At 66.4% G+C, this 24185-nt stretch carries 24 protein-coding genes and 1 pseudogene; 16 read left to right on the top strand and 9 right to left on the bottom strand.

From position 1 onward, the window contains the following. Positions 1-10 precede the first annotated feature (10 nt). Positions 11-259, top strand: a complete 249-nt coding sequence (locus JVH1_RS18850) for an ABC transporter ATP-binding protein/permease (protein WP_009476626.1) — start codon at positions 11-13, stop codon at positions 257-259. Positions 260-440: 181 nt separating this feature from the next. On the opposite strand, the gene JVH1_RS18845 is transcribed toward JVH1_RS18850, so the two are convergent. Further along, on the bottom strand, positions 441-737 hold the full coding sequence (locus tag JVH1_RS18845) for a putative quinol monooxygenase (protein WP_009480791.1): 297 nt from the start codon (positions 735-737) through the stop codon (positions 441-443). A 344-nt stretch (positions 738-1081) separates the two neighbouring features. Here JVH1_RS18845 and JVH1_RS18840 point away from each other — a divergent pair, with 344 nt between their 5' ends. The 5 genes from JVH1_RS18840 (at position 1082) to JVH1_RS18820 (ending at position 4717) form a co-directional block, all read left to right on the top strand. Continuing rightward, the gene (locus JVH1_RS18840; protein WP_371113001.1) at positions 1082-2221 is read left to right on the top strand and encodes a glutathione-independent formaldehyde dehydrogenase; all 1140 of its coding nucleotides are present in this window, start codon (positions 1082-1084) and stop codon (positions 2219-2221) included. A gap of 28 nt (positions 2222-2249) precedes the next feature. Then, the gene (locus JVH1_RS18835; protein ID WP_043780326.1) at positions 2250-2810 is read left to right on the top strand and encodes a type 1 glutamine amidotransferase domain-containing protein; all 561 of its coding nucleotides are present in this window, start codon (positions 2250-2252) and stop codon (positions 2808-2810) included. After that, the gene (locus JVH1_RS18830) at positions 2807-3220 is read left to right on the top strand and encodes a heme-binding protein (protein ID WP_009476628.1); all 414 of its coding nucleotides are present in this window, start codon (positions 2807-2809) and stop codon (positions 3218-3220) included. Before JVH1_RS18835 ends, JVH1_RS18830 begins: the two co-directional genes overlap by 4 nt. A gap of 130 nt (positions 3221-3350) precedes the next feature. After that, entirely contained in the window at positions 3351-3521 is a 171-nt protein-coding gene (locus tag JVH1_RS18825) for a hypothetical protein (protein WP_009476630.1), read from the top strand. Continuing rightward, positions 3518-4717, top strand: coding sequence for a low temperature requirement protein A (locus JVH1_RS18820; RefSeq protein ID WP_009476631.1), 1200 nt, complete (start codon positions 3518-3520; stop codon positions 4715-4717). The genes JVH1_RS18825 and JVH1_RS18820 overlap by 4 nt, the downstream gene beginning before the upstream one ends. Positions 4718-5227: 510 nt before the next feature. Here JVH1_RS18820 and JVH1_RS18815 read toward each other — a convergent pair. Then, complete coding sequence (locus JVH1_RS18815) at positions 5228-6778, bottom strand: acetyl-CoA hydrolase/transferase family protein (RefSeq protein ID WP_083849798.1); 1551 nt, start codon at positions 6776-6778, stop codon at positions 5228-5230. A 1030-nt stretch (positions 6779-7808) separates the two neighbouring features. On the opposite strand from JVH1_RS18815, the gene JVH1_RS18810 reads away from it, so the two are divergent. Then, a complete protein-coding gene (locus tag JVH1_RS18810) occupies positions 7809-8906 on the top strand; it encodes a hypothetical protein (RefSeq protein ID WP_009476635.1) in 1098 nt (365 codons plus the stop codon). Positions 8907-9260: 354 nt separating this feature from the next. Here JVH1_RS18810 and JVH1_RS18805 read toward each other — a convergent pair whose 3' ends face one another. The 3 genes from JVH1_RS18805 to JVH1_RS18795 form a co-directional block, all read right to left on the bottom strand. Beyond that, positions 9261-9824 (bottom strand): dihydrofolate reductase family protein, encoded by a 564-nt coding sequence (locus JVH1_RS18805; protein ID WP_016884767.1) that lies wholly within the window; start codon positions 9822-9824, stop codon positions 9261-9263. A 94-nt stretch (positions 9825-9918) separates the two neighbouring features. Further along, on the bottom strand, positions 9919-10563 hold the full coding sequence (locus tag JVH1_RS18800; RefSeq protein ID WP_041811624.1) for a PAS and ANTAR domain-containing protein: 645 nt from the start codon (positions 10561-10563) through the stop codon (positions 9919-9921). Between the two features lie 402 nt (positions 10564-10965). Continuing rightward, positions 10966-11475 (bottom strand): MerR family transcriptional regulator, encoded by a 510-nt coding sequence (locus JVH1_RS18795; protein WP_009476640.1) that lies wholly within the window; start codon positions 11473-11475, stop codon positions 10966-10968. 125 nt (positions 11476-11600) lie between these two features. On the opposite strand from JVH1_RS18795, the gene JVH1_RS18790 reads away from it, so the two are divergent. The 3 genes from JVH1_RS18790 (at position 11601) to JVH1_RS18780 (ending at position 13155) form a co-directional block, all read left to right on the top strand. Further along, positions 11601-12023, top strand: a complete 423-nt coding sequence (locus JVH1_RS18790; protein ID WP_009476641.1) for an Hsp20/alpha crystallin family protein — start codon at positions 11601-11603, stop codon at positions 12021-12023. A gap of 36 nt (positions 12024-12059) precedes the next feature. Then, a complete protein-coding gene (locus JVH1_RS18785) occupies positions 12060-12404 on the top strand; it encodes a hypothetical protein (RefSeq protein WP_043780265.1) in 345 nt (114 codons plus the stop codon). A 346-nt stretch (positions 12405-12750) separates the two neighbouring features. Further along, entirely contained in the window at positions 12751-13155 is a 405-nt protein-coding gene (locus tag JVH1_RS18780) for a J domain-containing protein (RefSeq protein WP_009476644.1), read from the top strand. 146 nt (positions 13156-13301) lie between these two features. On the opposite strand, the pseudogene JVH1_RS18775 reads toward JVH1_RS18780, so the two are convergent. Next, positions 13302-13498, bottom strand: a pseudogene (locus tag JVH1_RS18775) (MerR family transcriptional regulator); the annotation flags it as partial. Positions 13499-14113: 615 nt separating this feature from the next. Here JVH1_RS18775 and JVH1_RS18770 point away from each other — a divergent pair. From JVH1_RS18770 to JVH1_RS18745, 6 genes are all read left to right on the top strand, one after another. Then, positions 14114-14626, top strand: coding sequence for a hypothetical protein (locus JVH1_RS18770; protein ID WP_237735223.1), 513 nt, complete (start codon positions 14114-14116; stop codon positions 14624-14626). A 1026-nt stretch (positions 14627-15652) separates the two neighbouring features. Then, positions 15653-16531 carry a glycoside hydrolase family 26 protein gene (locus JVH1_RS18765; protein WP_043780267.1) on the top strand — a complete coding sequence of 293 codons (879 nt, stop codon included), beginning with the start codon at positions 15653-15655 and terminating at the stop codon, positions 16529-16531. Between the two features lies 1 nt (position 16532). Further along, positions 16533-17756 carry a PP2C family protein-serine/threonine phosphatase gene (locus JVH1_RS18760; RefSeq protein ID WP_009476649.1) on the top strand — a complete coding sequence of 408 codons (1224 nt, stop codon included), beginning with the start codon at positions 16533-16535 and terminating at the stop codon, positions 17754-17756. 11 nt (positions 17757-17767) lie between these two features. Then, complete coding sequence (locus JVH1_RS18755; protein ID WP_009476650.1) at positions 17768-19720, top strand: glycosyltransferase; 1953 nt, start codon at positions 17768-17770, stop codon at positions 19718-19720. Beyond that, complete coding sequence (locus JVH1_RS18750) at positions 19717-20055, top strand: STAS domain-containing protein (protein WP_007298666.1); 339 nt, start codon at positions 19717-19719, stop codon at positions 20053-20055. Before JVH1_RS18755 ends, JVH1_RS18750 begins: the two co-directional genes overlap by 4 nt. Beyond that, positions 20045-20461 carry an ATP-binding protein gene (locus JVH1_RS18745; protein WP_016884754.1) on the top strand — a complete coding sequence of 139 codons (417 nt, stop codon included), beginning with the start codon at positions 20045-20047 and terminating at the stop codon, positions 20459-20461. Before JVH1_RS18750 ends, JVH1_RS18745 begins: the two co-directional genes overlap by 11 nt. Before the next feature lie 367 nt (positions 20462-20828). Here the strand turns inward: JVH1_RS18745 and JVH1_RS18740 are convergent, their stop codons facing one another. From JVH1_RS18740 to JVH1_RS18730, 3 genes are read right to left on the bottom strand one after another with little or no spacing between them, the layout of a single operon-like run. After that, the gene (locus tag JVH1_RS18740) at positions 20829-22433 is read right to left on the bottom strand and encodes an amidohydrolase (protein ID WP_009476652.1); all 1605 of its coding nucleotides are present in this window, start codon (positions 22431-22433) and stop codon (positions 20829-20831) included. Then, positions 22433-23929, bottom strand: coding sequence for a sodium:solute symporter (locus JVH1_RS18735; protein WP_009476653.1), 1497 nt, complete (start codon positions 23927-23929; stop codon positions 22433-22435). The genes JVH1_RS18740 and JVH1_RS18735 overlap by 1 nt, the downstream gene beginning before the upstream one ends. Continuing rightward, a complete protein-coding gene (locus JVH1_RS18730) occupies positions 23926-24183 on the bottom strand; it encodes a DUF3311 domain-containing protein (protein ID WP_009476654.1) in 258 nt (85 codons plus the stop codon). Before JVH1_RS18730 ends, JVH1_RS18735 begins: the two co-directional genes overlap by 4 nt. Positions 24184-24185 lie beyond the last annotated feature (2 nt).

Raw genomic sequence — 24185 nt, 5'->3', positions numbered from 1 at the left:
CGAGTAGTGGATGGTCCAATTCCGCGACGCCCGGTTCGGGTACCGCCCCGACCATCCCGTCCTCGACTCGGTGAGCTTCACCGTCGCACGCGGCTACGTGGAACAGAACGCGCCCGCGATCTCGGGCACCGTCCGGGAGAACCTCACCCTCGCCCGCCCCGGAGGCGACGGACGAGCAGTGCTGGGCGGCCCTGGACACCGTCAACCTGCGCGACCGGATCGACACCGAAACCGCGGCTTTGCACGCGCAGATCGGTGAGCACGGGATTCGCCTGTCCGGTGGCGAGCGGCAACGGTTCGGCGCCCAGCACGTGCCGTAGCGGTGGGCGCGGAGGATGTCCCGAGTTCCGTGGAGTGTGGTGGGGGCCCGGTGACGTGTCAGGCTGCGCTCGCCTCGTCGTTGTGTACCACGATTCGACAGGTTCGGCGGACTCGGCGGCTCAGAGCTTGTCGGCGAGCACGTCGAGGTAGCTGATTTCGGGCGGCGCAGCGAAGAGTTCGTCGGCGCGTTCGCCGAGGGCCTTGCCGACCGGCCCATTGAGATGTGTGTCGCGGGCGGCCTCGTCGGGGAATGCGTCGATGATGCCGAACGTCGAGGGGCCGAATCGTACCGCCAACCAGGGCTTCGTGCCGGGCTCCTGTTCGACGAGTGGCAGCGCCGATCGGAGGAATTCCTCGACCGCGCTTTCCTTGCCGGGTTTTGCTTCGAGTCGGACCAGCAGCGCCTTGGTGGCCATGTCGGGTCTCCTGTTCGAGGTGGTGGACATGGTCCAGCATCACACCATCGACCGGTGAAGGGAAGGAGCCCCCGTGCCCACGAATCAAGGAAACCGATCTCACCCCTAGTAATCGTGGAGCCGAAAGAGGAGACTCCATGGTGGATGGAATGCGACGCCTGGAATGCGCCCGCTTTATCGGCTGTGACGCGAAACATGGTGGTGTGCCAACGTTTTGGTGTTGTTTTCAGTTCCGTGCGCTGTCGCGTCTGCCCCAGCGGCACGATTCATTCGGTCGCTCACATGTCATCGCCTGTGGCCGCCGGGCCGGGATCCACCGGGAAACGCAGCATCAGGGAGTCGAGATGAAAGCGCTTGTGTACGACGGGCCACGTGAGGTTCATGTGAAGGATATGCCCGATGCCAGGATTGAGCAGCCGACCGATGTGCTGGTAAAGATCACCAGCACCAATATTTGCGGGTCGGATCTGCACATGTATGAGGGCCGCACCGACCTGGAGCCCGGGATGGTCCTCGGTCACGAAAACCTGGGGATCGTCGCCGAGGTCGGCAATGCGGTGGTCAAGGTCTCACCCGGGGATCGGGTGTGCCTGCCGTTCAACATCGGCTGCGGTTTCTGCCGCAACTGCGAGGAAGGGTTGACCGCGTTCTGCCAGACGGTGCACCCGGATCCGAAGATGGCCGGCGCCGCATACGGGTTCGCCGGGATGGGCCCGTTCTGGGGCGGGCAGGCGGAATATCTGCGGGTGCCGTTCGGCGACTTCAATTGTCTGCGGTTGCCCGAGGATGCCCAGGACAAGGAAACCGACTACGTGATGCTCTCCGACATCTTTCCCACCGGCTGGCACTGCACCCGCCTCGCGGACATGCAGCCCGGCGATTCGATGGTGGTGTACGGGGCCGGACCGGTCGGGTTGATGGCGGCGTATTCGGCGATGATCCAGGGCGCGAGCAAGGTGATGATCGTCGACCGGCATCCGGACCGGCTCAAGCTCGCCGAGCAGATCGGCGTCATTCCGATCGACGATTCGAAGGGCGACCCGGTCGAGCAGGTCCTGGAACAGACCCGCGGGCAGGGTGCCGACAAGGGTTGTGAATGCGTCGGCTATCAGGCGCACGACCCGCAGGGTCACGAGGACGCCGCGATGACGATGAACCGGCTCGTCGACTCGGTGCGCTTCACCGGCCACATCGGGGTGGTCGGGATCTTCCTGCCCCAGGACCGAAACGGCCCCGACGAACTCGAACGCCACGGCAAGATCGCCTTCGACATGGGCAAATGCTGGTTCAAGGGGCAGAAGGTCGGAACCGGGCAGGCCAACGTCAAGCACTACAACCGGCAGCTGCGCGACCTGATCCACCAGGGCCGTGCCAAGCCGTCCTGGATCGTCTCCCACGAACTGCCACTGGCCGAGGCCGAATCCGGTTACCAGCATTTCGATGCCCGCGACGACGGATGGACCAAGGTCGTACTGCATCCGTGAGGCGGCCCGGACCGAGAGGAGCACAATGATGGCAATGACACTGCAGGGCAAGCGGATCGCGATACTTGCTGCCGACGGGGTCGAAAGAGTCGAACTCGAGCGACCCCGCGACGCGGTGCACCAAGCCGGTGGGCACACGGAGCTGCTGTCGCCGAAGACCGGCGAAATCCAGGCACGCAACAACGACCTCGACGCGGCCGGCACGTTCACCGTAGATCGGGCCGTGTCCGATGTTGCGGTCGACGATTACGACGCCTTGCTGCTGCCGGGCGGCACGGTGAACCCGGACAAGCTGCGAATCGAGGAGGCGGCGGTGTCGTTCGTGCGCGACTTCGTCGGCTCGGGAAAGCCGGTCGGGGTAATCTGCCACGGTCCCTGGACCCTCGTCGAGGCCGGTGTGGCCAAAGGCAGAACGCTCACCTCATACCCGAGTCTGCGGACCGACCTGCGCAACGCCGGGGCCGACGTCGTCGACGAAGAGGTCGCGATCGACGGGAACCTGATCTCTAGCCGCTCGCCCGACGACCTCCCCGCGTTCTGTCAGACCATCGTCGAGCAGTTCGCGAAGCCCCGGGCGGGTGCGTCATGACAGTGAACCAGACCTCGGTGTCCCTCGACGATGCGCAGCGGGTGATCGCCGCCGGGCAGGCCAAAGCTGACGAGATCGAGTCGCCGTCGAACATTGCGGTGGTCGATGCCGGCGGCAACCTCGTGGCCCACGTGCGGATGGACGGTGCCTGGATCGCCAGCATCGACATCTCGATCAGCAAGGCGTTCACCGCGCGGGCGCTGGACATCTCGACCGAGGACCTCGCGGCCAACGCGGGTCCGGGCGGGCAGTTCTACGGGATACACGTGTCCAACGGTGGGCGCATCATGATCTTCACCGGCGGTGTGCCGCTGCGGCACAACGGCCAGGTCGTCGGGGCGGTCGGCGTCAGCGGCGGCACCGGAGAGCAGGACAAGACCGTCGCCGAGGCGGCCGCGGCGGCGCTGTGAGCAGTGAACTGCGCCGTCAGGGAACTGCGTCGACAGGGCGACGTCGCGGATGTGAGCGTCGAAGCGGTCGGAATGGAGGCGCACGCCCCTGGCCACGGGGACCTGTACAACCGGGTCGGCAGCAGCTGCGGTGGCACAGCGAGCGACCGACGTCGGGGCGGAGCGGGCTGAGGAGTACGGCCGGCTCAATGCGGGCGAGGGGATGCTGCTGGTGCGGATCACCGCCGAGAAGGTGATATCGGAGAACAACATTACTGGTGAACAGCAACGGGCGATGATCATGACCACTGGTCGACGATGACGGTCTACGACGGCAACGCCGCCGGGGGATCTGCCGGCCGCGAGCCCGACACCGACGGATCGCAGGAGTCGAATGGGCGGTCGGTGGGCAACCTGGAGTTGTTCTTCGACCTCACCTTCGTGTATGCGATGTCGCAGGTCACACACCTGATGCTCAGTGACATCTCCTGGCAGGGTTTCGGACGGGGTGTGCTCGCTCTGCTCGCCCTGTGGTGGGCGTGGGTGTGCTACGCCTGGCTGACCAACACATTCGAAACGGCGCGGGTGATGCACACGACTTTGATCATCGTCGCGATGGCGGCGATGCTCATCGCGGCGATCGCACTGCCGACCGCATTCACCACCGGGGCCCTCGTTTTCGGGCTCGCATTGCTCGCCGTCCGCGTCATCAACGTCGGTATGTTCCTCGCCTCGTCATCCCACGACGAGGATGGATTGGCGTCGGCGATCCGCCGACTGGCGCCGGGCCTGCTCGTCGGGCCGGCCTTGATCGTTGCCGCTGCTTTTGTGGCCTCCCCCTACCGTGAGTTGCTGTGGGTCGCGGCGGCGGCGGTCGACTTCGGCAGTCCCCTGATAGCGGGAATCAGCGGACTTCGAGTCGTACCTTCGTATTTCATCGAGCGCCACGGTTCGGTCATCATCATCGCGCTGGGCGAGACGATCATCGCGCTGGGGTCGGGGGCAACCGAAAACCTGCGCCGTCCCGGTGTCCTCGGCGCTGTGGTTCTCGGGGTGCTGATCTCGGCCACCCTGTGGTGGACCTACTTCGGCCTCACCGCCGGCGCCGAAAAACGTATGCAGCGAACACTCGGTGTCGATCGGGCACGGTTGGCGCGCGACGCCTACAGCTACCTGCACCTGCCGCTCGTCACGGGGATTGTCTTCTTCGCCCTCGGGGCTCGGGTTTCGGTGGAACACATCGACGAGCCGCTGGCGCCGCTGGCCGCCCTCGCCCTCACCGGTGGGGTGGCACTGTTCTACGCCGCCGAGGTGGCCTACCGTTGGCGTGACCACCATCAGCTCACCGTCGATCGGCTCCTCACCGCCGCCGCGGCCCTCCTAGTTTTTCCGGTAGCGATTTCCGTCCCCGCCGTCTTGTCGCTGACCGTTCTTACCGCGATCGGAGTCCTGCGACTCGCATGGGAGCTGTGGCGGCGCCCGCAGATAGGCACCGGCATAGGGGGAGCCCTACGGTGAGAACGACTCCGCTGACGTAGGCACCGTCTAGCTAAACTTCAGGGCGTTGCAGTGAGTGGGCGATTGACTTGCCCTGATGGGCACATGGCCGAACGTGACCACGACGAAACCGTACGCCATCGACGTCGCAGGTTTGGTCGATACGCCGCCGCGCTGATTTACGACGTCGCTGCGGCCGTCGAGATCCCGCCGACGACTTCGCCCCCATCTGGTTGTCGTCCGCCCAAAGTAGTTGCGGCGTTGGGACGAACTGCCGCTACGGCTGGTCAGCTCCGCGTACCGGGCCACGTGGTGATCGGTTGAGCCGAACTCGTACCGAACGGCTGTCGGCCTCGACCTGTCGCCAACCCCCGTCGACCCCGGGTCAACGGGCGCCCACCTGCCCTGCGCCAGTACGCTATTCGAACCATTGGCCATCGGGCCCACCAGGTCTCAGATCGCGTCGGCTGGCCTTCCCGGACGAGTCCCCGCAGGGTCCACCGCCCGACGGGAGGGCGGGAAGGTGACCGTCTAGAGTCGCATCGAGCCGGACTCCAGGTACCGCTGGTGGAACGAGAACGCCTCCCCAAGCAGGTGCGGCGTCTGGCCGGCTCCCGCAGTGGCCGTCGCCCGCTCGACGTAGTCGGTGAGCAGCGGCCGGAATTCCGGATGCGCGCAGCGCTCTATGATCACCCGTGCCCGACGACGCGGCGACAACCCCCGCACGTCCGCAAGGCCCTGCTCGGTGACCAATACCTGGGTGTCGTGCTCGGTGTGGTCGACGTGCGGGGTCATCGGGACGATCGACGAGATCGCTCCGTTCTTCGCCGTGGACGGGCTGAGGAACATCGACAGGTACCCGTTGCGCGCGAAGTCCCCGGATCCGCCGATGCCGTTCATGATCTTGGTGCCCATCACGTGGGTCGAATTGACGTTCCCGTAGATGTCGGCCTCCAGCATCCCGTTCATCGCGATGATTCCCAATCGGCGGACCACCTCGGGGTGGTTGCTGATTTCCTGCGGACGGAGCCGGATGTGCTGCCGGTAGAAGTCGATGTTGGAGGTCAACTCCTCGATCCCGGCCTCCGAGAGTGCCAGCGCGGTAGCCGACGCGAACCGGACGGTGCCGTGCTTGATCAAGTGCAGCATCCCGTCCTGGATAACCTCGGAATAGCAGGTCAAACCCCGATACGGGCCGCGATCGAGTCCCCCGAGGACGGCATTGGCCACGTTTCCGACGCCCGCCTGCAGTGGCAGCAGGGTGTTCTCCGGGAGTCGGCCACGCCTCACCTCGTGGTCGAAGAAGTCCAGCACGTGGGCCGCGATCGCCTCACTGACCGCATCCGGAGCGGTAAGCGCGCTCGCACTGTCGGGGGCGTTCGTCTCCACCACCGCAACAACCTTGGCCGGGTCCACCCGGTAATGCGGTTGCCCGATGCGGTCCTCGACGCCGGTGAGTTCGATCGGTCGGCGGTGCGGGGGCAGAGCTGTGCCGTAGTAGATGTCATGGATACCATCCATGGCGTCCGGGACCCACGAGTTGACCTCGAGAATGACTTTTTCCGCGACGTCGAGCCAGGTCTTGTTGTTTCCGACCGACGCGGAGGGGATCAGCTCACCGGTCTCGGTGATGCCGGAAACCTCGACGACCGCGACGTTCACCACACCGTAGTAGCCCTCCCACACCTGCTGGGCCACGTGCGAGAGGTGGATGTCGACGTAATCCATGCGCCCCTGGTTGATCTTCTGCCGTGCCGTGGATTCCGCCTGGTAGGGCATCCGCAGGGCGATTCCGTCGATCTCGGCGAGCATCCTCTCGGTCTCCGTCGACACGGACGCCCCGGTCAGCAGGTCGATGGTGAAATTCGCGCCAGCCGCCCGGGCGGCGTGAATCCGGTCAGCCAAGGCCGGGATGACCGCCTTGGGTGTCCCGGCACTGGCGAAACCGCTGACAGCGACGGTGTCACCCGGACCGATGGCCTTCACCGCTTCCTCCGCCGACGTCACCTTCTGCTGGAAGGCCGAGTGACGAATCCGGCTCGACTGCACCGGGGACGCGGAATCACTGATCTGGAGGCTCACGGCGGCCAGTGTAGGAGTGGGCCACGTGACGCGACCACCCCGAAAGATCGTGATGTTCACCGGATCACCCCGGTGTTCGCCACTGCCCGCCGTCCTCGACCGTTCGTCGCGGCGGACCCGCCGCTCGCAGGCTCCGCGAGGTCGCCCACCGAATCACGCCCGAATGCGCGTCGAATCGTGATCCTGCTCACTGCCCGAGCGCTTCTGTGAGAGGGCCCGGCGATCATGACGCCGACAGTTCTCGATTCCTGGCCGCCCCACAGCGGTCCGTCACCGGGGTCACCCTCCAACTCGACGTCCGCACCGACCGGCGTGTCCGCCGAGTCGGAACCGTCCCGAAATACGCGCCGCGACGCGAGGCCGCCAGCATGCACTCGGCAAGGATCCGATGACCGAATATCCTTCCATGTGATGCTGGATTCAGGGGCCGGGACGCCGTAAGCGGATCGGCGAACGGGGTGCAGGCGGGAGCCTCGGTCTGGTGAACTACCGAGTGACTGCACGTAGCCGTCTGGCGATAGCTCGAGTTGGTTCCGGCGTTGGCGCTCTATGGCGCCGTCCTGGGAATGCTCGCGTCGTGGCGTGGAGGTGGGTCGGACCGCCGACATTCGGGCCGCCGGGCCCGATACCGGCGATTGCCAGATTTTCGGCCGGGCCACCGTCCCCACCCTGGGTACTGCTGTGGTGGTCGGTCGCACCAGTCGGCGGCCTCCTCGGCGCAGCCGTCGGGGGTGGTCATGACCACGTACCACTGGCGACGACGGCGTGCGATGCCGGTTAGGTGACCGGTTCGACGGGTGTCGGTGAAGGATCGATGACCTGCTTTGAGGGACCATCCGCGCCGGATCGGTCGATCAGCCCCGGCACACCGGCCAGCATAAAGACCCCACCGATTCCCGCTCTTGTCGACGATGCCTCCGCGGACCCCGGTGGACCTGTCAACCGGACACGGACAGCGCGGCGGCGCCGTGATCGACTCGCACCCACAGCCTGGGAGTTTGGGGGCAGACCGGGCGGGTACGCGAAGACGGTGAAGGCGAACGAACACCTCCAGGGAGGGCAATCCGGTGCCGCGGGTGAGCAGGCCTCGGTGCTGTTCATCGCGGATCCGGGCAAACCTGCGGCTCTCGCCGAACGCGTCGCGGAGCACCTGCCGCAACGCATGCGAAGCCGTGACCGCCTCGAGCGCCGGTGGACTACATGCGTGCGCAGCAAGCCGTACCTCTCAGACGAGCAAGCGGATTTCGCAGACGTGATCGACGCGGTCGATCCATCCTCCGAAGGCGAGGACATCGTCGTGTACCTCACCGACCTACCACGCCGCGAAGACACCCTGCCGGTGGTGGCCGACGTCAGCGCCGACCACCTCTTCGCGCTCATCTCCGTCGCCGCGGTGGGCGGCGTCCACATCGAGCGCCGCATCCGCACCGTCACCGAACTCGCGATCGCCCACATCCTCGGGGAACCGGAACTCATGCCCCCCGGCACGGCACGACGCTTCCCGTGTGTGCAGATCGAGGACGGCATCCGGTACTTCGCGCCCTCGGGACTGCGGCGACTGCGACTGCTGTCGGGGATGGTGCGGGCGAACCGGCCGTGGCGGCTGGTCACCGGACTGTCGAAGGTGCTCGTCGGCGCGTTCGCCACGGGTGCGATCGCACTGGCCACCAACACGATCTGGTTGTTCGCCGACACGATGGGCCCATGGCGTATGAGTGCGGCGACGATCCTGTCGATCGTGGCGATGATTCTCTGGCTGATCCTCGATCACGAACTGTGGGAGCGGCCGAAGTCGCCGGAAGTGCGCGATCGATCGGCGCTGTACAACACCGCGACCGTCGCCACCCTGGTCATCGGTGTGATCGTCCTCCACGTGGCCCTGTTCTGCCTGCTCCTGTTCACCGCGTGTCTCACTCTTCCCCCGGAACTGCTGTCCCGCATTCTCGGGCACGGGGTGAACTTCTCCGACTACCTCACGCTCACCTGGTTGCTGGCGTCCATCGCCACCATCGGTGGGGCGCTCGGGTCAGGTCTCGAGGACGACGCCGCCGTCAAGGAGGCGGCGTACGGGGTCCGGCAGCGCCAGCGCATCGAGGAGACCCAGAGTCGAACGAACGAGGCGGAATGAATGATCGCCCGGGAAGGGGTCAAGGACGGCTTCGACTTCGTCGCTACCGACGCATGGTATGTCGGCGAGGAACCGTATCGCCGCCCCCAAAGGGCCTAGCCCGGCGCGTACACCACGTCGCTGACGATCACCCTCGACGACGACCCTGACCACAAGGCTCACCGGATTCCACCCGGGGATTCGCCTGAGGACTACATCCGCCAGCTTCCCGGCGACAATTAACCGATCCCGATCCCGATCCCGATCCCGATCCCCTACATGCACGGTCGGTGACCCGGGACGGGTATCACGATCGCCTCGAAACACAGCGCCACGAGATCCTTGGGCGGCCCGGGCCGATCCGAGGTTGGGTACTCAGCGCCTGGTCTCGTACCTGGTCAGGACCACGCCGTCAGGGAACGTCCCGGTCTCCACCAGGGTCAGGTTCACCCAGTTGTCCAGGGCCGCAAAGAACGGGGTGCCGCCACCTACCAGGACCGGATGGGTGACGATCGCGTACTCGTCGATCAGCCCTTCCCGCATGGCCACTGCGGCGAGTGTGGCGCCGCCGATGTCCATGGGGCCGCCGTCCTCGGCCTTGAGCCGGGTGATCTCGGTGACCGCGTCGCCCGTGACCAGGCGGGTGTTCCAGTCGACCGTGCTGGTCGTCGAGGAGAACACCACCTTCGGCATGTCCCGCCAGCGGCGGGCGAACTCGATCTCCGCCGGTGTGGCACCCGGCTGCTGGTCGGCGGTCGGCCAGTGGGAACTCATCGTCTCCCACAGTTTGCGCCCGTACAGCGCCGTGCCTGTCGCCCCCACCCGGTCGGACCACCACTGGAACAGCTCGTCGCTCGGCACACTCCAGCCGAGGTCGTCGCCGGGCGCGGCGATATAACCGTCCAGGCTCACGTTCATGGCGAAGGTCAGTTTCCGCATGGTGTCAGCCTCCCGCGAGTCGGTATTCGGTGTACAGACCAGCACGGCGCGGAAAAATCATCGGTCAGGCCGACCACCCTGCCGCGACGGCCGTCTACACCGGGCGTCGGGCTCCTTCGTGGGCGGTGAGGAGCAGGCGATCGAACTGGGTGCGCAGACCCGCTCCGGTCTCACACTGACTGAACCCGGCGACGATCCGTTCCGCGAGAATACGTAGCCGGGTGTTGGTCTCCTGCGACCGCCAGACGAGGACATCGAACGCCCGGTCGGCGGGAATGCCATAGACCAGCATCAACGCACCCTTGGCCTGCTCGATCACCGCCCGCGATTGCTCGAGCTCGGCGACCGCCTCGTCGACCGACTCGTTCACCTCGTCGCGGTAGGAGTCGGTGAGGTCGATGTAGAACCCGGTCGTCCCGATCACCGCACCGGTGTCGTCGCACAGACGGTCCCCGACGACGACGACCTGGTGGATCTCGCCGGCGGTGTCGAGGATGCGGTGTCTGCTGCTGAACGGTTCGGCGGCGCTGATCATCCGGTCCAGGACCCGCGCCACGTGCGGGTGGTCTTCGGGGTGCTTGTGGGAGAGCAGCAGTTTCGTGGTCGGTGTGACCTCACCGGGCTGGTAGCCGTGCATCCGGGCGACGGCATCGGACCATTCCCACCGCTGCCCGTCCAGGAAAAAGCGGAAGCTGCCCACCCGCTGCGGATCCCCATCGAACACCTGCTCTGAGTTCACGTCCTAATTTCTAGCGCATAGCGGTAGCCGCAGAGTTGCCCCGGTCCCGCGGCCGCCGGTGCGGCGCAGCGGCGGCATGAGCACCGCGGAGATCAAAGCGAGGATCGAGGCCATGTACGCCGACGACCGCCGACCGATCCACCAGATAGGTCCGCGCTGACACAACAGGGGGACAGGATGAATGTGCTGCTTCTGCTGGGTTTGCTGATCACCGCGTTCGCTGCCGTGCCGGCTATGCAGACCGACGAGCAGTCCCGCTCTCGGCACTGATCGTGGATGGGGTTCGGTTTCCGAATCTGTCGGCAGACGGTGGCGCAGATCGCCGGGGCGCTCGAGTGCGAGAGCGACGTCCGCAGTGCCGCGATCGTCGAGACAGAACTGTCCGGACCTGGTCCGACGGTGTCAGTGATGTCCGCGTTCGCCGGTGGCCCGTGCCTGGGGTGAGCTCTCCCGCCGGCGCGGACGCTGCCCGGCCTGACGTCGTGGGTGATTGGTTCGAGTGGTCTCCGATGCCGGGCTCGCCGGCTGGTCTGGGTCGGCTCCGAGGTGGGTGGCGTCTGGGTCGGTCTCGGTGGCGGGGGTTTGTTCGGCGCGGAGCTGGGCGTTGTCTGCGGCCAGGCGCCGGTTGTCGCGTTCGAGTTCGCCGGTGCGGTGTTCGAGGTCGAGGACGCGGCCGATGCCGACGAGGTTGACTCCGGAATCGATGAGTTCGGCGACGCGTTCGAGCCGGGCCAGGTCGTGGTCGCTGTACCGGCGGGTGCCCCCGCCCGTACGGAGGGGAGTGATCAGCCCGTACTCCTCGTACAGGCGCAGCGCCGCGATCCCGAACCCGGACAGCTCGGCGGCCACCGAGATGCTGTAAACGCCACGTACCGAGGGCAAGTCGGCATCACGCCCGGATTCTGCGGCCATGTCGCTCCGATCGGGAATTTTCTCGCGCAGGCCCTTGTCATTGCCTACTGAAGATGCTATACCAAATCTACAGCATCTGCTGGAGTTTACCTGATGGAATGAGATGGTTTCAGGAGGTGGACACGATGTTGATGCGGACGGATCCGTTCCGTGATCTCGACCGTCTGACGCAACAGATCCTCGGTACCGCGGCTCGTCCGGCGGTGATGCCGATGGACGCCTGGCGCGAAGAGGACCGGTTCGTGGTGGAGTTCGATCTACCCGGTGTGAATGCCGACTCGCTGGATCTGGACGTCGACAAGAACACGCTGACGGTGCGCGCCGAACGGCCCACGCTGGACGAGAACCGAGAGATGGTTGCGGCCGAGCGGCCGCGCGGGGTGTTCAGCCGGCAGTTGTTCCTGGGTGAGAATCTCGATGCGGACAGGATCGAGGCGAACTACGACGCCGGGGTGCTGCGGTTGACGATCCCGGTCGCGGAGAAGGCCAAGCCCCGCAAGATCGAGATCAGCAGTGGGCATTCCGAGAGGAAGGCCGTCAGCGCCTGAGCGCGGCGACAAGGTTCGGGAGGGGGTGAGCAGAAGATGACATTGGCGAACATGGTCGCAGAGGCGGACGCCACCGAGATTGGGGAGCGTACCGAACGCGAGGTGGTGTGGCCGTGGCACGAACTCGAATATGCACTGCTCGTGGCCGATTCGGACCGACTCCTCGCCGACGCGCTCACGCCGCAGGCCGTGGTCCTGCTCCACCAGGTGGCCACCGCACCGGCCGCTCCGCCGCGGCCATCCCCTCTCGCTTCGGTGTCGTGGACGGTGTCGATCCCACCGGTCCCCGAGATCCGGGCCACGCAGCGCTCACCACCGAGGCCGGAGAAAGACCGACCGCAACGATGCGCTCTCACCGATGAACAGTCGTGGAAGGGGTGATCAACCACACGAGAGCACGTGTCAGGGTTCGCCGTTGCCGCCTTCCTTCACCTGTCATCTCCTTCCCACGCGGCGCGGCGATCCCGGGCAACCCGCCCGGCCGCCGACCACCCGATGAGAACTGCGCAGACCACGAATCCGATGATCGTCATGGTCGGATCGAGGCGCACCGCCATTGACTGGCATCCGGAAATCTGTCGGCCGTCTCGGGCGGGCAGTGCCCACCCACATCGTCACAAGCCGGGGCGGGCCCTTCGTGCGGGTCGGGCCCGTCCCACCCTGGTGGTTCCGGCACCCCGAGCCCGATACCACCTCCTCGTCCGCACCGCACGAAAGGGAAGCGGTGATGGCCACCGAGCAGGATCCATATCTGGTACTGGGGCTGTCCCCGGCGGCGTCCCCGGCCGAGATCACCAGCGCCTACCGGCGACTGTTGCGCGAACACCACCCCGACACCCGTGTACCCGGCCGGCCGGCCGACTCGTCGGCGGACGAGCGCCTTCAGCAGGTCCTGACCGCCTACGCCCTGCTACGCAACCCCGAATTCCGCGTGGCCCATGGCAAGTCAGCCACGTGCCGGGTGGATGTGCAACGGGCAGCGGCCGAACCCCCGGGGCGGTATCGGAGGCCCCCGCGGGTCCCGACCCCATCTACCACCCCGATCCGGATCCGTGGCCTCGTGATCGACACCCCCTCGCAACGACCACCCGCAACCGGCCTGTGGATCGGACCGACGCGATGGCACCGCTGACCGCAGCGCACCCCTCCCCGCAATCGAGAAATCGGTCATGAAAATCCTGGATCAGGATGTGCCACAACGGGATAAACCTGTAAGCCCTCCCGCGGAGGATGGGGTTCAGATGAACCTTGGCGTTGGTGCGTTGGGATATGTCGGCCGGCGATACGTTTGAGCCGGTCGATGTCGTAGTCGCTGTAACGCCGGGTGCCCCCTGGGTGCGGATCGGGGTGATCATCCCGTACCGCTCGTAGAGGCGCAGCGCCTGGATCCCGAACCCGGACAGCTCCGCGGCCAGCGAGATGCCGTACAGCCCTCGACGGGATCGCGTCGAGGGGCCGACCGTATCCGCGGACATCGAAACCTCCGAAGTTTCCCAGTCCGATTCACGCCTGATCTGCATCGATCACAATAGTGAATCTACACCTTTTGCTGGAGATAATCCGAGGCATCGGTGGTCCAAGCATTTCCGGAGGGTGCGGCGTCGATTGGTCGGCGTGGCGGTCACGAGTGCGGCGCCGCGCCCTGTCAGGGATGGGCCGGAATATCGTGCCGACGATCCAGTGATCGTCGCGTTCGGTCTGCGGTCGGTGGCCTGCCGCGCGGGACCGGCGGCAGTCGACAACCACTGGCCAGGAACGCCCGCGGGACTCGCGGCGGTGCGCCGTCTGGTCGGGATCCGGCCGGCATGAGCTTCGCGTAGTCAGCGGGACAAGTCCGCCTCACACTCGGGCAGCGCACCGGAGCGCCCTCGACGGGCGATTGGGAACCGGGCACACGGGGTAGTCAGGGTATACGCCTCGCGCGCATCGACGCGCCGTAGTTCCACATGCTCCCGACGCCCGACGCAGTGCGTGGTGACGACACACAGCAGGTGGGTTCGATGATGAAAATAAGGAAGACAAAAACCAAAGTTGAGGTTGTCGCAGCGGTCGGCGCCGGATATCTACTGGGGCGCACACACCAGTTGAAGATGGCCGTGAAGATCGCTGGAGCGGGCGGGCGGTCCCCCAAGGGGCCTGAGGATCTGCTCGCACAGGGATCCGAGTTCCTCGCCTCGTCTCCGGAGATCGGGGAACTGGGCGATTCGGTTCGGGGCGCGCTACTCGACACGGCGGCCGCCACGGCCGATGCCAGCAGCGAGCACGTCGATTCGTTCCGCGACCGCCTCCGGTCGGGCGGTGCGCACGTCGTGGCCGGCCGCGGGCACCTGGTCGCCGGGGTGAAGAGGATCGGCCGTCGCGGGCACGCCCACCCGCGGGACCTTGAAGATTCCACCGTCGACGAGGCGCTGGACCACGGAAAAGACGTGGACGGACGTTCGTCTCCCGCGGTCGAAGAAGAACAACAGGCGAAGCCGCACAGACTGCGCAAACGTCGGATCACGACGCCCAGTGATTCGGCGGGGGAGTCCGGCGACGAATCCGCACAGGAAGCACGACCTGACACAACCGCACGCAGGAAGGGAACGGCCAAGGCGCACTAGCCTCCTCACCCGTTGGGGCCCCGGCACTTATTGATCAGCGCCGGGTTGTCGATGCTCATCGATTCGCTCCGACCGGCGCCGAAACCGCACACTTCGTCTCATGCAGCAACTCCTCGCGGACAACGAACACTTCCTCACGGTCGTGATGTGCGTGGTCGTGGTGGCGCTCGCCGCCGCCGCGGTGTGGACGATCTTCCGCTGACGGACAGGATCCCGGGGTCCGGCGAGGCGGGAATCTCGTTGGCCGGCACGAAATGCCGTGTCCAACGAGCCCGCGCCGCCCTCCAGGCCCAATTGCACGACTTCCAGCCCCGCAGCGGATCGTGCGCCTGCGGAGCGACGCCATCGGAGGACGAGTAGACCGGCGCCTCGCCGCTGGTGACTGCGACCGAGCGACCGCGAGGTCACCGTTGTCTTCTGAGGGCTACTGGCAGCCGCGTCCGCCGCCGGCCGTCGCCTCCGGGCCGCAGCACGTCGACTTCTCACCGTGGTCGCAGCAGGTGGCTTGTCTTTCGGGGCTGCCACACGTGGACGCCGCACCCTGTGAGGTTGCGTCCGTCCGATCCGTCGTCGGGTTGGCGAACTCGTGGGGGGTTGGTCATGGTGACTTCTTGATCCGTTGGGGATGGGTACCACATCAGACGGAGGAGATGAAGAATTGACATACTGGCCCGTCGCAAACGACGAGGTGCGCCCGTTCCTGGCGCGCCTCACGGAGGACAGTTGCGTGCGCTGGTAGCTCTGGGGTGACACGTTCCCACGGTGGTCGGGCCGACACCACCTGTAATGGGTGGTGTCGACGAGGGGGATATCCGCGGGGTCGAGGGAGGGACTCGAGGATTTCATCGGGTACTGCGGATCTGTCAGTGGGACTGTTCCGCTTTGTACCCGGGTGATGGTGTGGCAGCACGTGCGTGTTGAGTGATGGGAATGGGGCGTCATGTGGTTCGGTTGTGCTTGGCTGCGGTGGTGGTGACGATCGTGGTGTCCGCCTGTGGGGGTGGTGAGTCCGGGTGCCGCGGGCCGATGACCCCGTTGGATGTACACGCCTGCCTGCGGTTCGGCGTCAGCACACCGGGCGGCCCCACGGCCGTCGAGGAATTCGAAGGCGTCGCGAAGATTGTCGGTGAACCACCGACGGTGGTCCTGTCGTATTCCGATTTCACCTCGCCGCCCCCGATCGCCGGCCTGCGGGCCGTGCGGGACCTCGGCGCCGTGCCGGTGATCACCTGGGAACCCTGGCGGTGGCTCGACGAGGGGCGGTACGGGTCGAGTGAATTCTCGTTGTCGTCGATTGCCGCCGGTGTCCACGACAACTACCTGTACCGGTGGGCGGACGAACTGATCACCTGGGACGCACTGGTCTACCTCCGTTTCGCCCACGAGCCGAACGGAACCTGGTACCCGTGGAGTGTGGCCCAGGGAACGCAGCCGAGCAGCTATATTGCTGCCTGGCGTCACATCCACGACCTGTTCGCATCGAAGGGCGCCGACAACGTGAAATGGGTGTGGGCGCCCAACGTCGTATTCACAGGCAGCAGTCCGATGGCTGACCTGTATCCCGGGAACGATTACGTCGACGTTCTCGGCGTGGACGGATACAACTGGGGCACGACCCAGCCGTGGAGTACCTGGGTGGAAGCGGCCGAACTTTTCGGTCCGAGCCTGCACGAACTGCGGAACCTGGCGCCGCGTAAACCGATCCTGGTCACCGAGGTAGGCAGCGCCGAAGCCGGTGGGTCGAAGGCCGACTGGATCGGTACGCTCGTCGACTTCCTCACAGCGCAGGACGACGTGTCCGGTTTCATATGGTTCGATCACGACAAGGAAGCCGACTGGCGGCTGACGAGCACGCCGGAATCGACTGCCGCTCTGGCGGACGCATTGGGGAGGAAACACCGCTGACATGGACATTCCGATCATTGCCGCGGACACCGAGATCGCGCGGCTTCGTTCACTCGAACAGCTGGCGATCCTGGATACCGCACCAGAGGCGCGTTTCGACCAGATCACCCGAATGGCGCGTCACCTCTTCGGAGTTCCGATGTCGGCGGTGTCGCTGCTCGATCGGGATCGGCAGTGGATCAAGTCGACGCAGGGCCTCGACATGCAGAACATTCCGCGATCGCAGACCGTGTGCGAGACGACGATCGCCCGTGCGTATCACCATCCGGAGGATCCGATGGTGATACTCGAGGACGCGCGTCGCGATACGGTGTTCGCGGATCTGCCCGGGGTTGCCGCGGACGGCGGGGTGCGGTTCTATGCCGGCTACCCGCTGTACGGGCCCGGCGGCCACCCGGTCGGGACGTTCTGCATCTACGACACCGAGCCCCGCAGACTCGACTCGGCACAATTGGCCGCTTTCGTCGAACTCGCCGAATGGGCGCAGCGCGAACTCGAGCACTCCGACGAACTCGAGCAGGCCGCCAGGATTCAGCGTGAACTTCTCCCTCGACAGGAGATCGACCTACCGGGATACGACCTGGAATCGTCGTGCGTGCAGGCCTTCGCGGTCGGCGGCGACTTCTACGACTATTACCGGATCGGCCCGTACTCGATGTTCAGCCTCGCCGACGTCATGGGCAAGGGCCTGGGCGCGGCGATCCTGACGGCTTCGGTCCGGTCCGCGTTGCGGGGCGTCACCCATGCCTTGGCCGGATACGGCGATGATCGCCCCGACCTCGGACGCACACTGGCTGCTGTGGCGGCACAACTCGCCGACGACTTCGACCGTACCGGCACGTTCGTGACCCTGTTCCACGCTGCACTCGACGTCGAATCCGGCGCTCTCGATTATGTCGACGGCGGACACGGTCTCGCGATGATCGTCCGCCGCGACGGCACCGTGGAACCGCTTCGCAGCTCCGGACTCCCGCTGGGAGTGATCGAAAACCACTCCTGGACGGCGCAACACACCACACTGCACCCCGGCGACATGCTCATGATCTGCTCCGACGGCCTGCTCGACCACCTCGACGACGCCGACTGCGAATGGAAGTCGGTGCCCGCGTTCGCCGCTGCGCACCCGTCACCGAAGCAGCTGCTGGCGGCCGTCCATACCCTCGCCGCTGCCACCGCACCCCTCGACGACATCACTGTCGTCGCGCTTCGACGGCGCGACTGCTGAGGAGGACACCTGTGTCACCCATCCGACTTGCCGGGCTCCGGATACTCATCGTCCTCACCGCCCTGCTCGGTCTCAACTACATCGTGTGGCGATGGCTGTTCTCGGTGAACTGGCCGGCGTGGTGGATCGCCGTGCCGCTGGTGATCGCCGAAACCTACAGTCTGATCGACTCGTTGCTGTTCGGACTGACGATGTGGCGCCTACGGAAGCGGCCCACGCCATCACCGCCGCCGCCCGACCTCACCGTCGATGTCTTCATCACCACGTACAACGAACCCGAGGACCTCGTGCTCGCGACCGCAGCCGCGGCACACCGGATCCGGTACCCACACACCACATGGATTCTCGACGACGGTGACCGCCCCGAACTGGCCCACGCCGCCGACGAACTCGGCGTGCGCTACATGACCCGCGCGGCGTCCTGGACGAACAAACCCCGGCACGCCAAGGCCGGCAACCTGAACAACGCACTCCTGCTCACCGAGGGCGAGTACATTCTCGTCCTCGACGCCGACCAGGTACCCGATCCGGCAATCCTCGACCGCACTCTCGGATACTTCAGGGACGAGAAGATGGCCATCGTCCAGACACCGCAGTACTTCGTGAACGTGACCGCGAGCGATCCTCTCGGCAGCCAGGCCCCCCTCTTCTACGGTCCCATCCAACAGGGCAAAGACGGCTGGAACGCCGCCTTCTTCTGCGGGTCCAACGCCGTTCTGCGCCGCGACGCCCTGATGCAGCTCGGCATCGCCGGATATGTCGAAGCCGTCGAACGCGACGTACATCGGGCACTGCGGACCGCCGCGAAGGTGGTCACGAAAGCTCGGGCCGAGCTGAACGGGGACCAGGAAGAGATCGCCGACGCCCTCGATGATGTCACCGAGGCCGTCCACTCGGCACGGGAAGCCCTCCGCGGCAACCGACCACTCGCCGACGTTACTTATGACTTCCAGCAGCGGGTCGACGCCGCCGCGCGCCGGATCGTCGACGCCGACGTCGGGTCGATGCGCGAGGACCTGGCGGCCATTGCCGCACTGGAATCGGATCTGCACGATACCGACACTCCCGTCGCGGTACTCGACGACGCCGCGTTGGCACGGCTGGCCGAACGCGAATGGTCGCCGCTCGGCGCGATCGAGTCCGTCCGCACCCTGATCCGAGCGGTTGACGTCGGCCGCGACGACGAGGCGCAGCCGGTGTTGCCGATGGCCACCATCTCGGTCACCGAGGACATGGCGACGTGCATGAAACTGCACGAACTCGGTTGGCGCACCGCCTACCACCACGAGAACCTTGCCCACGGTCTGGCACCGGAAGACGCCGGCACGATGCTGACTCAGCGACTGCGGTGGGCGCAGGGCACCATCCAGGTGATGTTCCGGGAGAACCCGCTGCTGCAGCGTGGTCTCACCCTCGCGCAGCGGCTGATGTACTGGGCGACGATGTGGAGTTATCTCTCCGGCTTCGCCGCCGTCGTCTACATCGCCGCACCCGTGATATATCTCGTCTTTGGCGTCATGCCCGTGCAGGCATACAGCTGGGAGTTCTTCGGCCGTCTCGTCCCGTTCCTCGTCCTCAACCAACTGGTGTTCTTCGTGGTCAGCCGCGGCACACCCACCTGGCGTGGCCAGCAGTACAGCCTCGCCCTCTTCCCGGTCTGGATCAAGGCGTGCTGGACCGCTGTCCTCAACGTGTACGCAGCGCGGCCGCTGGGCTTCGCGGTAACGCCCAAGACCCGGCAGGAACACGGTGCGACCCCGTGGTATTTGGTGCGATACCAGCTGATCGCGATGGCAGCACTCGTCCTCGCGTCGGTGATCGGCGTGATTCATCTGGCGCTCGGGAACATCTCCGTCCTCGGTGTCGGTGTGAACCTGTTCTGGGTCGCGTTCGACCTGGTCATCTTGAGTGTCGTCATCCCCGCGGTCCGATATCGCGGATTCCGACAGGAGGAAACTGCATGATCGAGTTCGAGAGCCGTACCACGGACGAGGGTGTGGCGGTGGTACGTCCGGCCGGCAGGCTGAACATGGTCGCAGCGCCGCGCCTGCGAGAGCTGTTGCGCGACGTCGTCGACGGCGGAACGACCCGCGTGGTAGTCGATCTCAGCGCCACCGACTTCATCGACTCCTCGGGGCTCGGGGCACTCATCGCCGGCCTCAAGGCCGCCCGACAGGCCGGTGGCGACCTCCGCATCGCCCAGCCCACCGAGCAAGTCGAGACCGTACTCGCGCTGACCAACCTCAATCGTGTACTTCGAACACACGATTCGGTCGATGCCGCATTCGATGGCCGCTGAACTCGGCTCCTTCTCCCGGCGGCTTCGCACCACCGCCCGCCCGGAAAGCCTGGACGAGGTCCACGAACTCCTCGCGGACCTGTGGGCGCACGACCCGCTGGACGTGTCCCGGCGCATCGAGTTCGAGTCCGCTGTCGCTGAAATCGCCGCGAACATCATCGAGCACACTTCCGGTGACAGTGTGACCATGACACTCGAAGTCCGTGCCCTGCCGGACCGGATCGAAGCCCGGTTCGAGGACGACGGCGATCCCGTGTCGGTCGACCTCACAGCCATCGAACTCCCAGACGAGCTCGCTGAACGCGGCCGCGGCCTCGTCATCGCCACCACGGTTCTCGACCGGCTCGACTACCGGCGGGACGGCACCGTCAACACCTGGATTCTGGGCCGCAACCGGGTGGGTTGACGCGAAACCGACGACGGTCAGCCAGATCCTCCACCGAGGGCACCGCGATCCTCACCGGACTCGTTCGGGAGGGGGCGCGCATGCTCAGCAGTTGTCGGCGGCCGCTGGGGCGGGTTACCTGCTGAGGGGCTGGACCGCCCGGCTCCAGATACGGCGCCGCCATCGAATCGGTTGCGGGTCCACAACACCGGCCCGTGACCGTCGCCGACCGCAGCCACGCCGGGGCACCCGTCGTACTTCATTTCGCCGCCCAGCCGCCGTGCAGTGCCTCCGGGAGCTCACCCGGAGTTTCCGCCGGTAGCCGGAACCCGCCCTCGCCTGATCGGCGGGGACGGGTTCCGTTTCAGCTGAGGCACTTACGTTCGGACTACCGCATATCCGCCGCTTCTCCGTCGATCATGACCATTGTGGGACGGGGTATTTCGGTGGTGCCGTCCGCGAGATCCCCGAGACTGCCGCCCAGCGCCACCAGGTCTGCACGACGCCCCGCCGTCAAGGTTCCGACACGGGTCTCGTCGTGCACCAGGTACGCGCTGTCGATGGTCATGGCCCGGATCGCGCGATCCACTCCGATCCGCTGGTTCCCGCCGAGCACGGTGCCGCCCCTCGTCATCCTGGTGACCGCGGTCCTGATGGTCGCGAGCGGGTCCATCGGGGTGATCGGGCAGTCCGAATGCAGTCCGAATCGCAGCCCCAGTTCGTCGGCGCAGGCGAGGGGATCCATCTCGGCGGCGCGCTCGGCACCGAGAAACCGGTCGCGGTGACGATCGCCCCAGTAGAAGACGTGGTTGACGAAGAAACTCACCCCGAGTTCGGCTTCCCGGATCGCGGCCAGGTCGCTCGGTGCGCTCACCTGGCAGTGCTCGATGCGGTGCCGTCCCACCCGGCCGTCGGTGGCTTGCGCCCTCCTCAGCGAGGTGATCGCGGCGCCGACCGCCGCGTCGCCGTTGGCGTGCACGGCGACCTGACCGCCCGCGCGATGCACCCGCAGGATCATCTCGTCGAGTTGCGCCTGCGGGTAGAGCAGGTCGCCGTGATGGTTGGGGTCGCACGCGTACGGCGTGCGGAGTGCGGCGGACAGCCCCTGGATCGACCCGTCGGCCCAGAACTTCGCGCCGGCCAGCCGGAAGCGTGCTCCGGCCGCGGGTGCGTGTTCGAACGTGACTCCCCGGTCGTCGAGGGCCTCGAGCGCCATGTCACCGCGCAGGAACCCGACGACGTGCACCGGTAGCTCACCCGAGGCGTCCAGCGAGCGGTAGGCGGTCAGCTCCTGCTCGCCCGCCGAGAGACCCACCCCGAGATCGTGGATGGTGGTGATGCCCCGCGACCGCGCCGACAGCAGGCTGCGAAGCAGGGCGCCGTTGACCTCCTGCTCGGTCAGCGCGGGAACCGCCGCGGTGAGCCTCGCCACCGCATCGATTTCCCACGCCATCCCGGTCAGACGGCCGTCGGCCCCGCGGGGGAACAGCGGGTCGTCCACCGGCACCGTGGATTCGTCGATGCCTGCGGCCGCGAGTGCGGCGGTGTTGGCGACGGCGAAGTGCCCGCAGATGTGCAGCACGATGACCGGCCGGTCGGTGCTGACGGCGTCGAGATCCGTCCTCGTCGGATGCCGTCCCTCGGCGATCTGGGTGTCGTCGTAACCCCACCCCCTGATCCATCCGCTGCCGGTGGCCGCGGCACGCAACGCCTGCTGGATGTCGGCGATCGACCGGCACGGTGGTGTCCGGCAGTCCGCCCAGCCGTCGGTGAGGCCGGCGTAGGTGGGGTGGATGTGCGATTCGATCAGTCCCGGGATCACCGTGGCGCCGGGCAGGTCGAGGCGGCGGGCCCCGCTGCCTGCGTAGTCGGCCATGTCCTTCCTGGTGCCGGTGGCGACCACGTCGGCTCCGTCGATGACCAGCGCTTCGACGCTCGGCGACGACGGGTCCTGCGTGTGAATCGAATCGGCGGTGAGCAGTGTCCTGGACATCAGGCACCCACTTCGCTGCGTGCGGCCACGGATCCCGCGGCGGTTCCGGACGTTCGGCCGTCGGCGCGAAGGCCACGGACGGGATCGGTGGGTGGCCAGAACACCCGCGTCGACACCACGAAGAGGATGTTGAGGACCAGGGCGGCCGCGCCGAGGTTGACTCCGTGCTCGGCGAGCCACAAGGACACGGGACCGTGCTTGTCGAGATACAGCCACAGCACCACGACGTCGCCGAGCACCACGCCCATGGCGAGGGCGGCCGGCCGCAGCTTCCATCCGAAGACCATCGTCGCGAAGACCACCGCGGCCTGGGTGACGCCGTAGTACGCCGTGTTGACCAGGGTCAGCAGGAGCTGAGGTGTCGCGAGGGTGAGCAGGAGCGAGATACCGAGGTACGCCACGACGACGCCACGCACCCAGACCCGTTGGCGGGACTCCGGGATCCCGGGAATGATGTTGCGCGACACGATCGCGCCGATTCCGAGGGCCGCCCCGCACAGCACCACGATCGCACAGAGGGCCGCGCCGCCTGCGACGACGCCGGTCAGCCAGTCGGGCAACAGTTGTCGCGACAACTGCAAGAGCACCTGGTCGGATTCCGTGCCCTCGAGCTTCGTCGGCAGCAGCGTGATCGCCCCGAAGGCGGCGGCGACGAGGAACGGGTACATCAGCATGTACAGGGGATTGAACTTGGCGACCCGCTTGATCGTCGCCTCGGACTTCGCCGCGAGCACGGCCTGCACGATGATCGGGAATATGAAGAACCCGACCGATTGGAACACGATCGTCGTCAGTACGAAGGTCAGTGACGACCCGGTGACCGTGGAGTGTGAGGCCGAGCCGCCGGCACTGGCGGCCGCCGCGGCGAACAGTTTCTCGGTGCCACCGGTCTCGATCACTGCCGCCAGTCCGATCAGGACGGCGCCGAGCAACAGGGCTGTGTCCTTGACGTACGACACGAATGCGGGGGCGCGCACCCCGGACAACATGAGGAACAGCAGCGCGAGGGCTGCGCCTGCGAATACCGCGACGGTGGGGTCGATGGAGATACCCAGACCGGTCAGCGCGATCTGCAGCCCGGCGAGCTGAAGCTGACCCCACGGGATGAGGAATACGACCGAAGCGATGGCGATCGTCAATTCCAGCCCACGCGACCGGAAGTGGCGCCCGGCCACATCGGGCAGCGTCATGGCGCCGTATCTCTTACCCGCGCGCCAGAGGTAGGGGGCGAAGAAGTATCCGATCGGGTAGGCCAGCAGGATGTACCCGATGAACCAGACGCCGTAGCTCGCCCCGTGGGCGTACACGCCGCCGGGGAACCCGATCAGGGTGCCGATGCTGTACGCCTCACCCGCTCCCAGGATGAAGACCAGCAGCGGACCGAACGACCGGCCACCCACCAGGTAGTCGGAGATCTCCTTCTTGCTGCCGCGCCGCGACAGCACGCCTGCCCCGAGGGCGAGGACGAGCACGAGGGTAAAGAAGGCCGCGGTCATGACCGGTCTCCGATCCGAGCGCTCTCAGCGGCCGATTCGGCGCGCTCGGCAGCTTCGAAGTCCTTGCGGTCGAAAAGCTTCCAGGCAAGATGGAGGCAGAGCGAGGTGAGCGGCATCCACAGGAACAACCACGCGAACAGGATGGGGACTCCGAAGACCGTGGCCGTGGATCCGGACAGGGCGACGATGCCCCCCAGGACCCCGGCGAACGGGACACCTATCGCGAGTAAGGCGCTTTTTGCCTCGTTGGACATGA

It is taken from the genome of Rhodococcus sp. JVH1, from assembly GCF_000280725.2.
Classification (GTDB): domain Bacteria; phylum Actinomycetota; class Actinomycetes; order Mycobacteriales; family Mycobacteriaceae; genus Rhodococcus_F; species Rhodococcus_F jostii_A.
Note: the sequence above shows the minus strand (reverse complement) of the source record. Positions and strands in the feature narration are given on the sequence as shown.

Bases quoted from the DNA above. Each gene is read 5' to 3' on its own strand.
- JVH1_RS18735 (WP_009476653.1), bottom strand. From the start codon at position 23,929: ATGACCGCGGCCTTCTTTACCCTCGTGCTCGTCCTCGCCCTCGGGGCA.
- JVH1_RS18730 (WP_009476654.1), bottom strand. From the start codon at position 24,183: ATGTCCAACGAGGCAAAAAGCGCCTTACTCGCGATAGGTGTCCCGTTC.
- JVH1_RS18785 (WP_043780265.1), top strand. From the start codon at position 12,060: ATGACATTGGCGAACATGGTCGCAGAGGCGGACGCCACCGAGATTGGG.
- JVH1_RS18850 (WP_009476626.1), top strand. From the start codon at position 11: ATGGTCCAATTCCGCGACGCCCGGTTCGGGTACCGCCCCGACCATCCC.
- JVH1_RS18840 (WP_371113001.1), top strand. From the start codon at position 1,082: ATGAAAGCGCTTGTGTACGACGGGCCACGTGAGGTTCATGTGAAGGAT.
- JVH1_RS18805 (WP_016884767.1), bottom strand. From the start codon at position 9,824: ATGCGGAAACTGACCTTCGCCATGAACGTGAGCCTGGACGGTTATATC.
- JVH1_RS18835 (WP_043780326.1), top strand. From the start codon at position 2,250: ATGGCAATGACACTGCAGGGCAAGCGGATCGCGATACTTGCTGCCGAC.
- JVH1_RS18745 (WP_016884754.1), top strand. From the start codon at position 20,045: ATGGCCGCTGAACTCGGCTCCTTCTCCCGGCGGCTTCGCACCACCGCC.
- JVH1_RS18830 (WP_009476628.1), top strand. From the start codon at position 2,807: ATGACAGTGAACCAGACCTCGGTGTCCCTCGACGATGCGCAGCGGGTG.
- JVH1_RS18765 (WP_043780267.1), top strand. From the start codon at position 15,653: ATGACCCCGTTGGATGTACACGCCTGCCTGCGGTTCGGCGTCAGCACA.
- JVH1_RS18740 (WP_009476652.1), bottom strand. From the start codon at position 22,433: ATGTCCAGGACACTGCTCACCGCCGATTCGATTCACACGCAGGACCCG.
- JVH1_RS18770 (WP_237735223.1), top strand. From the start codon at position 14,114: ATGGCCGTGAAGATCGCTGGAGCGGGCGGGCGGTCCCCCAAGGGGCCT.
- JVH1_RS18790 (WP_009476641.1), top strand. From the start codon at position 11,601: ATGTTGATGCGGACGGATCCGTTCCGTGATCTCGACCGTCTGACGCAA.
- JVH1_RS18795 (WP_009476640.1), bottom strand. From the start codon at position 11,475: ATGGCCGCAGAATCCGGGCGTGATGCCGACTTGCCCTCGGTACGTGGC.
- JVH1_RS18780 (WP_009476644.1), top strand. From the start codon at position 12,751: ATGGCCACCGAGCAGGATCCATATCTGGTACTGGGGCTGTCCCCGGCG.
- JVH1_RS18750 (WP_007298666.1), top strand. From the start codon at position 19,717: ATGATCGAGTTCGAGAGCCGTACCACGGACGAGGGTGTGGCGGTGGTA.
- JVH1_RS18845 (WP_009480791.1), bottom strand. From the start codon at position 737: ATGGCCACCAAGGCGCTGCTGGTCCGACTCGAAGCAAAACCCGGCAAG.
- JVH1_RS18760 (WP_009476649.1), top strand. From the start codon at position 16,533: ATGGACATTCCGATCATTGCCGCGGACACCGAGATCGCGCGGCTTCGT.
- JVH1_RS18820 (WP_009476631.1), top strand. From the start codon at position 3,518: ATGACGGTCTACGACGGCAACGCCGCCGGGGGATCTGCCGGCCGCGAG.